The sequence below is a fragment of the Mesorhizobium sp. M8A.F.Ca.ET.202.01.1.1 genome, from assembly GCF_004791595.1.
Taxonomy (GTDB): Bacteria; Pseudomonadota; Alphaproteobacteria; order Rhizobiales; family Rhizobiaceae; genus Mesorhizobium.
In genome coordinates this window covers 1-288 of the sequence record NZ_SRUN01000288.1, presented here as the reverse complement: position 1 = coordinate 288, position 288 = coordinate 1, and the positions used below count along the sequence as shown (strand labels likewise).

The following is a 288-nucleotide window of genomic DNA, read 5'->3' as shown; positions in this document are numbered from 1 at the left end:
CCCGGCTCTTCGGCGTCGAAGGGCGCGACGCCAGCAATGCCGAGGCGCTGGCCAAGGCGCTGGGCGGGCTGAAGGGGCCGATCATGAAGGTGGCGCAGCTCGTCGCCACCATTCCCGATGTCGTGCCGCCGGAATACGCCGCCGAATTGCAGAAGCTGCAATCGCAGGCGCCGCCGATGGGTGCGGCCTTCGTCAAGCGCCGGATGATGGCCGAGCTCGGTGCCAGCTGGCGCGAGCGCTTCGGCGAATTCGATCTGAAGCCGGCGACTGCGGCCTCGTTGGGGCAGG

The 288-nt window shown here is 69.4% G+C and carries 1 protein-coding gene; it reads left to right on the top strand.

The genetic code is table 11. The features are described from left to right. A partial coding sequence (locus EN845_RS34900; RefSeq protein WP_135931348.1) for an AarF/UbiB family protein occupies positions 1-288 on the top strand: 288 nt, incomplete at both ends.